Source organism: Methylobacterium sp., assembly GCF_019745455.1.
Taxonomy (GTDB): Bacteria; Pseudomonadota; Alphaproteobacteria; order Rhizobiales; family Beijerinckiaceae; genus Methylobacterium.
In genome coordinates this window covers 1-7540 of the sequence record NZ_JAIETD010000015.1, presented here as the reverse complement: position 1 = coordinate 7540, position 7540 = coordinate 1, and the positions used below count along the sequence as shown (strand labels likewise).

General features: G+C 61.4%; 9 protein-coding genes. 4 read left to right on the top strand and 5 right to left on the bottom strand.

The genetic code is table 11. The features are described from left to right. The first annotated feature begins 297 nt into the window (after positions 1 to 297). Positions 298 to 642, top strand: a complete 345-nt coding sequence (locus K2Y56_RS02160) for a hypothetical protein (RefSeq protein ID WP_292504455.1) — start codon at positions 298 to 300, stop codon at positions 640 to 642. Between the two features lie 639 nt (positions 643 to 1281). Here the strand turns inward: K2Y56_RS02160 and K2Y56_RS02155 are convergent. Continuing rightward, complete coding sequence (locus K2Y56_RS02155; protein WP_292504452.1) at positions 1282 to 1515, bottom strand: hypothetical protein; 234 nt, start codon at positions 1513 to 1515, stop codon at positions 1282 to 1284. Positions 1516 to 1761: 246 nt separating this feature from the next. Further along, positions 1762 to 2106, bottom strand: a complete 345-nt coding sequence (locus tag K2Y56_RS02150) for a hypothetical protein (RefSeq protein ID WP_292504450.1) — start codon at positions 2104 to 2106, stop codon at positions 1762 to 1764. A 447-nt stretch (positions 2107 to 2553) separates the two neighbouring features. Between K2Y56_RS02150 and K2Y56_RS02145 the strand changes: the two genes are divergently transcribed. Continuing rightward, positions 2554 to 2940: a hypothetical protein gene (locus tag K2Y56_RS02145; RefSeq protein WP_292504449.1), complete on the top strand. Its 387-nt coding sequence runs from the start codon at positions 2554 to 2556 to the stop codon at positions 2938 to 2940. Positions 2941 to 3117: 177 nt separating this feature from the next. Here the strand turns inward: K2Y56_RS02145 and K2Y56_RS02140 are convergent, their stop codons facing one another. Continuing rightward, on the bottom strand, positions 3118 to 3972 hold the full coding sequence (locus tag K2Y56_RS02140) for a porin family protein (RefSeq protein WP_292504446.1): 855 nt from the start codon (positions 3970 to 3972) through the stop codon (positions 3118 to 3120). Positions 3973 to 4526: 554 nt separating this feature from the next. Next, positions 4527 to 4880, bottom strand: coding sequence for an ATPase inhibitor subunit zeta (locus tag K2Y56_RS02135; protein WP_292504443.1), 354 nt, complete (start codon positions 4878 to 4880; stop codon positions 4527 to 4529). Positions 4881 to 5249: 369 nt separating this feature from the next. Between K2Y56_RS02135 and K2Y56_RS02130 the strand changes: the two genes are divergently transcribed. Together K2Y56_RS02130 and K2Y56_RS02125 are read left to right on the top strand one after the other, a co-directional pair. Next, positions 5250 to 5615: a PRC-barrel domain-containing protein gene (locus K2Y56_RS02130; RefSeq protein ID WP_292504440.1), complete on the top strand. Its 366-nt coding sequence runs from the start codon at positions 5250 to 5252 to the stop codon at positions 5613 to 5615. A 590-nt stretch (positions 5616 to 6205) separates the two neighbouring features. Next, the gene (locus K2Y56_RS02125; protein ID WP_292504438.1) at positions 6206 to 6406 is read left to right on the top strand and encodes a DUF2934 domain-containing protein; all 201 of its coding nucleotides are present in this window, start codon (positions 6206 to 6208) and stop codon (positions 6404 to 6406) included. Between the two features lie 80 nt (positions 6407 to 6486). Here K2Y56_RS02125 and K2Y56_RS02120 read toward each other — a convergent pair whose 3' ends face one another. Further along, positions 6487 to 7011 (bottom strand): histidine phosphatase family protein, encoded by a 525-nt coding sequence (locus K2Y56_RS02120; protein WP_292504435.1) that lies wholly within the window; start codon positions 7009 to 7011, stop codon positions 6487 to 6489. Positions 7012 to 7540: the final 529 nt, after the last annotated feature.

The window sequence follows — 7540 nt, the reverse complement described above, 5'->3', positions numbered from 1 at the left end:
AATTCCACCTCAGGCCGCCTGACCGATGGCCGCTCCAACTCCACCCCGAATTTCCACCTCATTGACGGACACGACCTTCCCCTCAGGCACGCAAGTGCTGTGCGAAGATCTCCACACCGTGCCGTGCCTTTCGATCAGCGCATTCTGTTCGAGCCTTCAATTCCGTCTTCGCCGATGATGAGCGCCGCAAGGCTCCCGGCATCCTCAGGACGATCCAGAACTAGCCATGGATCTGCTGAGCGATCTCATTCAAGCTGCGATCGAAGGGACAAAAGATCCTGCGACTGGAGCGAGCCCATGACGATCGACATCCCGGCCGGCGCCAAGCCCGGAGACATCATCACCCCCGACGGCAAGCTTCTATGCCGAGACGGTGACCTGCACGAGTTCGGCTACTTCACCGTGAGCTACGAGCAGGCGCAGGTCGCGCGGGCTCATGGCTGGGGCTGCAGGGCGGGGGTGTTTCTTGAGGGCGAGCACACCGACGAGTGGAGCTGGGCCTACGCGGACGAGGAGCGTCAGTACGCGATCGACCACGGCGAGGAGATGCCGCTTGTTCGGATCTACCGAGAGGGGCCTCCAAGCTGCGCGATCGACACGCCAGCGTCCTGCCGGCTGCCAGCCAAAAGTGTTTTGGGCTGAGGTTGCTGACCACGTCCGAACCCCAGATCGTGGGTCCGATCGTGCGCAGGTCGAAATTCGCCTCGACTAAGCCTCGAACCAGCTTGATAAAATCGCGCTGGCAGAGCGGATAGCATATCCGCACAGCCCCTCTGGCTGGTCCTCAATGGCTGGGCAGCGGCGCCGTGATCCAGGGCCTTCGGATTCTCTGGTTCCTCCATGGGGCGCGTCGATGCACCGGTCATCGCGCCTTGCCCAATACATGTGGAGATCCCGCGGGGCCCGCTCCGCGATCCCATTCTGGAACGGTCGTTAGGCCTTCGCCGTTCCTGCGCGTTCGCGTCAGATGGGGAGGCTGGGATACCACCTGAGCTCGTCATACAGGCTGACGGGGTTGTGGGTTTTGAGTGAAACTTTTTCAAGTTCTGTAATGTAAGAGCGTGACGGTCCAAAGGCTCAGCTTATGCGGTGGTCGCAGCGGTCGCCACAGACCTGTCAGATATCGGCACTCAATGTCTCTCACAGATCCACTAGGGACCCCGCCGCGCCGCCCACGCCTGGCCCTGGTTGTCGCCATGTGTCTCCTGCCTGTCCTGCTCTGGATCGCCATCTCCCTGGTCAGCGGCGATGTAGTCTGGTTCTGACGCCCTTGCCTCACCGTCAGCGCGTCTCGTCTCCACGCCGGACATATTGACCGACAAGGAACCCGCCTTGCAGAGCGGTCAGATAGGCGAGAATGATCAGGACCTCCAGCGCGCCGAACTCTCCTCGGATGAGGCAGACCGCAGCATAAGCAGCAACGAGGCACCCTGAGGCGAGCAACAGGATCGTCGCGTGGCCATAGCGCCACCCAAGTGCGACCCCAGCGGCAAACAGAAGCGCGGATGTGATCATCCCGTCCCCATCACACCCTTGGTGTTTCGACCCTGTTAACAGAGCCAGCCGGACCAATCCGCCGCTGCCGGCCCAGCATGCCGGCATCTTGACGACCGTCGCCGAGGCCCATCCTGGCCGGGCAGCCTTCCTGAAATTTGAGCCTCCTCAACATTGGCTATCGTCGCTTAGGAACGAACGTCCGCACCCGTGCCGGAAGGTATCGGTCCGAGTTCAGCGGATACCTTGCTCATTCAATAAATTGTGTCAGCCGTTCGCCTTGCCGACAGCTTGAGGACTGGCGAGGTCAAACCGTCTGAAGGGTATCGGCGCCGAAGCGACTTCGGTGACTACTTTCACCGGGTGCGCATCTAAGATCGCACAGCAGGCGACGACGCGCTTCACCGACTCATCGACCCTTGCATCGGCCAACACCTCCGCGGTCCCATCGCAACCTTTTACGGCCGCGGGCAGATCGAGATGATAGCCGTCTGCGATGGGAAACACCGGCGAGCCGCCATATGCGAGCACGGTTTCGACCGCATCGCGGATACACTGAGCCGTCACATCCTCGGCCTCGACAAGCTCTCTCGTCGTTGGTCGGTCGGCCATTTGCTGTCACCCTCCGCATCCCGCAGGTGGCTGGCAAATCAGCTGCCCCCCGCGATATCCAGCGCCCAAGCGAGTTGCCATCGATGGGTCGTCTGGCGAACGAATCGGCCTGCTTCAGTCGAGCGCGGCAGCGCCTCACTGCCATTGAGAACGTGAGCCGCAGATGAACCTGATCCTCGAAAATGGGTGTGGTTCGCACTCGGCGTGGAGCAGCCGGTGTTACCGATCCAACCCGTTCATGTTGTTTCGTCAGGGTGCTTGAAGGCGGGCAGTCTCAAGTTCAGGAACCGGGCGGCAAGGGGTCCCAGGCCGTGCTTGGCTTAAAGCGCCGCGTCACCCGCCCGAGGCGCTTCCTCGAAGCTCGCGCTAGGTGCGGTGCGAAGACTCCGTCTTCTAGCCGACGAACCCGTTGGAATAGGTGACCGATGAGGCTGAACCGTTCAGCTCATGTCGACGTTCCTCGCGCCGATAACGCCACCAAAAAATGCCAAGGCCACGATGCTTCTACGATTAGCTCTGTCCGTTCGCCTCAGCCTTGCTGTCGTGACCGGCACCCTTTCTACCGCTCCAGTCCTAGGCGCAGAAGACTGCCCGGAGCGGTTTCAAGAATACGGCTTGTTCCTCCAAGCGAAGAAGGCTTGCGGGCGGGATGCCGAGTACCCGCTGATGAAGGTCATGCGGTCCTGCGCCAGGGAGACGCCGCAGGAGACAGCACTCAAGCTGATGGAAGACGGGCGTCGCGAGTGGGCGAGACGTGTGATGCGCAGCAGCCTCGGCAGCATGTGCGAGGAGGTTCTTGCTAAGCTGCCGGTCCCGGCGGAGAAGCGACGCTGATCGAGGAGTGGAGGCTCAAGGGCACCGAGACCTTCGCAAGCCGCCGCTGATCCTGCAGCTATCGCCACTGCTGCGACCGGCCCAACGAAAGCGGCCCCGCCGCTGCGGCGACGGGGCCCCGGGCAAGGATCACGCGAGGCTCGCCGCCTGCGTCCATCCCTTGTGATTGATCGGGGACTAGAAGGTGCCGAACTTGTAGTTCAAGCCAGCCCGAACCAAGTCCCCCTCATTGCGAACGCGGGCACTGTAATTGCCAGGGCCGCCGTTGACGCCCGGTATGGCGATGCGGTCGCCCCCAAGCTCATAATGAAGGTACTCGACCTTCATCGTGACGGCGCTCGACTTGAAGACGTTCAGGAAGCTATCGGTCGCAAGAGCGTATTCGATGCCGCCACCGTAAGCGTAACCGGTCTGCATGTCATTCTGGCGCCCCTCGAAGAACGGCGTCGTGCCACCCGGGATAGCGAAAGTCACCCTGTTGTTGACGCCGCCGTAGGCGAAGCCGCCTGTGCCGTAGATCATGAAGCGGTCGAAGGCGTAGCCGACGCGGCCGCGCACTGTGCCGAGATAGTCGAGGCCACCGCGATATTGGTTGATGCGCGTGGTGAGGGGCGCGCCGGGCGTCACCAGCGGTCCCAAATTCGTGGTGTTGCTGAAGGTCGAGACGCGGTCCAAGTCGGTGTAGGCGGCATCCGCCTCAAAACCGACGACGACGCCGCTGCCCGGCGTGAACTGATAGTTGTAGCCAACCTGGCCACCCCCGGTGAAGCCTTCGTTCCTGACACGGGCCGCGAAGGGGCGCAGGCCGGCAGCGAGCGCCGCATTGTTGTTGGGTAGATCGCCCACGGTGCGGTCGAAGCGCGTCTCGCCGGAGAAGACGTAGCCAGCATTGATACCGAAATACGCGCCCGTCCAGGTGAAGACCGGGACCTGGACGAAGACCGGGGGCGCGGCACGACGCGGAAGGTCAGCGGCAAGCGCCGCGCCTGACGTCGTGATGACCGCGCTGGCAAAAATGAGCTTTCTGAACATTGGCTGTGCCTGAGTTAAGGTTGAACCATTCCCCGGCGGGAGCCGTGGCGTTGCGGGTACGTCGCGTTCGTGCCCGATGGTTCACTCAGCGGAACGAAAATGAGTGGGGAGGATGCGATCTGCCTACGGTGTGTCAGTAAGGACACATCCTGGGTTGCGAAACAGGGATCAAGCCGCTGAAGGATCCGAATGACGGTCTGCGCGTGACAACGGCCATTTGCTGGAGTCGCCACTTCTCGCTCGGTCAGTTCGTAGGCGATATGTCGGGCTGAGAGACCGGCTGCCTGCAGCCCCTCAAACAGCGATACACGGGCCTCCGCACCCTCGACGGCCTCGACCTTGCGGTCCGGCGCAGGTTGTTCTGCCCCATTCCGCCTGGACGCTTCCCTCGTGCCTTGGCCGCCTGCAGAGCCCCATTTGTGCGAGCAGAGATGAGCCGTCGCTCCTTCTCGACCTGCTCCGCGTGGTGCGGAGCATGAAGGGGCCGGCATCGGCGCCCTGCTCAACGACGATCACAATTCCAGGGCGATGACGTTCTTTGGACGAGGCAAGGGTTAGACCCGTGACTCTGCTCCTTGGCGGGGCTCAGCCGGGCCGACCGCGAAGACACCTTGTGTCGTCGGTCGGTTCAACTCGCGACGAAGGCTGGCAGGATCAACGATAACTCCACCTGCCGCCAGATCCGCGCGCACCCGCTCAACCAGATCCTCATCCTTCGCCCCCTCCATCGCAGCGCTCAGCAATTCGCGGGCGTAAGCCGTCGCGCCCTGCTCATCGATTCTAAGCTTCCATGCCGCATAAGCCGCAAGCGAGCGCACACCTTGGCAATGCATCATGAACCGTGCTTCCTCGGCGCGAACGAAGAGCATCTCAGCAGCTCGTTCTCGTTCCTCGAAAATCTTGGACATGTGCGATCTCCATCTCCTTTGACGAGCAGTCGAAGCTCCGGACCGCCCTACCGATCTAGGATGCTACGCCCAAATACTCGCGAGCACTATGCATGGTGTGGCGCGCGTCGACGCCACCAAGGCATCGTCACGCCTCCCTTTTCGGGAACTCATCGGACCAATATTCTTCACATCTGTGGAGACTTACTGATCCGTAAACCACCAACTGGGAACCCTTATGATCGCTGCAGTAGAAATTTACTGCCTAGCTGGCCAGGACGGAACCGAGACATCAAGCAAGTCTTATATTATAGTCTTGGCTCTTTGGAGCCTCAGATCACGGATGCTGTTCTCTCCGAGGGTGGAAAAAAATCGTGGAGGAAACGAGCCATGTCACAGACAGATGCGTCTTCGGTCCCTGCCCATCCGCTCGTCGAGAGTGATCGCGTCGAGGGAACCGCTGTCTACAATGCAGATCAGAGGCCCATCGGAACCATCAAGCGACTCGTCATTGAAAAGGTTAGCGGTCAAGTCATCTACGCGGTCACAAGCTTTGGAGGCCTCTTCGGCATGGGCTCCGAGGTTCACACGATCCCGTGGGAACAACTGCACTACGACACGACGCTACACGGCTTTCGTACAAATATCACGGAGGAGCAGCTGCGAAACGCGCCTGAGTTCTCGCGGGGCGATAAAGCGCTCTTATCACGGCGAGATTGGGAGGAGCTGAGCGAGTACTACGCCGGACCCTTGTGAAGGTTGCGCAAGGATCGGCAATGACGAACAATTGCCGCCGCATGCACGGTGTTGCATCGCGCCGCGCGCCCGGCGGCAAGGCGAACGGCATGTTCAAGCACGGGTACCCCACAGCCGGAGCCATTGCAGAGCGACGTCAACTCAATGCCTGGATCAGAACGATGAGGCAGGCCGCGGAGGATATCGCCTGATGCGCGTTGTAGTGGCCTGTCTGATTGGGGCCACGCTCGGTACCGGATCAGCATAGGCTGAGATCTCGTTACTGCGCTGCAAGCTCGGGAGCCTGAACCTTCTCCTCACCAGTACTCGGACGAACCGCCAGCCCGGATCGGCACCAAGCGGGGTTTAGGCGACATGCTGCGATGGCGGCCCTGCAACTGGACCGAACACGATGGCGAGGTCCTCGTCGTCTCCGGCGGCACCTCGGGCGGCCGATGGACCTCTCCTGCTCCAGCAGGCGGCGTGCTTGCGCGAACGCCGCCCGAGGAGCCGGAGCAAGCAGATGGACAGCAACTCACGGGAACCGTCCGGAGTTGATCGGCCGCCTGGCAATTCCTTTGCGACACGAAATTCCGCCGGCAGGAGCCTTCATGATGAGTGATGACCGAGATGAGAGGATCAGAGCGCGTGCCCGTGAAATTTGGCAGCGGGAAGGCTCACAGAAGGGCCGCGAGAACGATCATCTGACAGAGGCCGCGCAGGAGATTGACGCCGAGAACACCGGCGCAGGCCCGGCCGTGAGCCAGGACACGGCTCTAAAGCCATCAGACCCTGAGAAGGGGATCATCTGAATTCACATCACCGGAGGGAGCAGCCGCCGAGTGCGGTTGGTCTCTCCAGCCCGGCCCACATACCCAGGACGGCAAGCGCTTCAGCTCGCATCACCTGCCAATAGCCGCTGCGAGATCTCGCTGAAGGTCCAACCATCGTCCGTACGGTCCAGCACCCAAACGAGATCGTAGCGATTCCCTGGCCAGTCCTTGGGTGCCCGCGGTGGGTTCGGCAGCGAGGAAACGCAGTCGGGGATCCGCGAGTGGTTCCAGGCGATCAGCACGATCCCGGAACAGGTCATCACCTCTGCCATCAATGCGCTTGTGTCCGGCTTCGCGAAGGCTTCGCTGTAATCGACAGGCCCCCTTTGTCGCAGAGCCGCGTGCAGCGGTGCGACAGTCTGCTGAGGACGCTTGCTTTCGCTCTTGGACGCAACGCCGGAGGCAAAGATCGCATTAGGAGTGGGGAGACGTCGCGCCTCGGAGCAGAAGAACGGTACGAGGGCCCCGGCGCGCTGCCAGCCGCGCACGGTAAGGCTTTGCGGATCGACTTGGCCTTCGCTCGTAATGCCGAACACCTCGTGCTCTTCCGCGTGACGAATGATCATAATGCGGGTGGGGCTCATGGCAGGCTTTCAGGAGTGCAAAGCTGGGAAGGCTTGGACGGCAACGCTTCAACAGCCCCGTTCGTCGGCGACCTGCGGTCGCAGGTCGTTCATCTCGGCATCCAGAACACCGCATCCACAGCCGGCTCGACGCACTACTGGCCCTGCGCCTCGGCGCGCACAATGCGCAGTTGGCTAATTTCGCTGCGAGAGCCAGAACCAGGAAGTCGCGTTCGGACGCCGCGAGACAGGTTCAGGCCAAGGAGATGGGCTAGCAGCAAAATCGCGTCAGTTCCGCAGGCTTCCTCGGCACGACGGACCGGTCCACGATCTTCCAGCTATGTGTGAGCTGCCAACGACCGACTCGCAGACGGACGTCCACTCACGTCCAAGGCGGTCTCGGCGACTTGTTGGGGTAAATCGTGGGGCCAAAACCCCGCCGATCACAAGATTCCAAACGCAATCAAAGACTTGCTAGATATAAATGGCGGCCACGGAGGGATTGTCCGACCCCAATCGCTAAGCCGTTGTTAACTCTATAAATGCTTGG

What these genes read in the sequence shown, in the direction of transcription:
- K2Y56_RS02150 (WP_292504450.1), bottom strand. Translation starts at nt 2,106, where the DNA reads ATGGCCGACCGACCAACGACGAGAGAGCTTGTCGAGGCCGAGGATGTG.
- K2Y56_RS02135 (WP_292504443.1), bottom strand. Translation starts at nt 4,880, where the DNA reads ATGTCCAAGATTTTCGAGGAACGAGAACGAGCTGCTGAGATGCTCTTC.
- K2Y56_RS02120 (WP_292504435.1), bottom strand. Translation starts at nt 7,011, where the DNA reads ATGAGCCCCACCCGCATTATGATCATTCGTCACGCGGAAGAGCACGAG.
- K2Y56_RS02155 (WP_292504452.1), bottom strand. Translation starts at nt 1,515, where the DNA reads ATGATCACATCCGCGCTTCTGTTTGCCGCTGGGGTCGCACTTGGGTGG.
- K2Y56_RS02160 (WP_292504455.1), top strand. Translation starts at nt 298, where the DNA reads ATGACGATCGACATCCCGGCCGGCGCCAAGCCCGGAGACATCATCACC.
- K2Y56_RS02125 (WP_292504438.1), top strand. Translation starts at nt 6,206, where the DNA reads ATGATGAGTGATGACCGAGATGAGAGGATCAGAGCGCGTGCCCGTGAA.
- K2Y56_RS02130 (WP_292504440.1), top strand. Translation starts at nt 5,250, where the DNA reads ATGTCACAGACAGATGCGTCTTCGGTCCCTGCCCATCCGCTCGTCGAG.
- K2Y56_RS02140 (WP_292504446.1), bottom strand. Translation starts at nt 3,972, where the DNA reads ATGTTCAGAAAGCTCATTTTTGCCAGCGCGGTCATCACGACGTCAGGC.
- K2Y56_RS02145 (WP_292504449.1), top strand. Translation starts at nt 2,554, where the DNA reads ATGTCGACGTTCCTCGCGCCGATAACGCCACCAAAAAATGCCAAGGCC.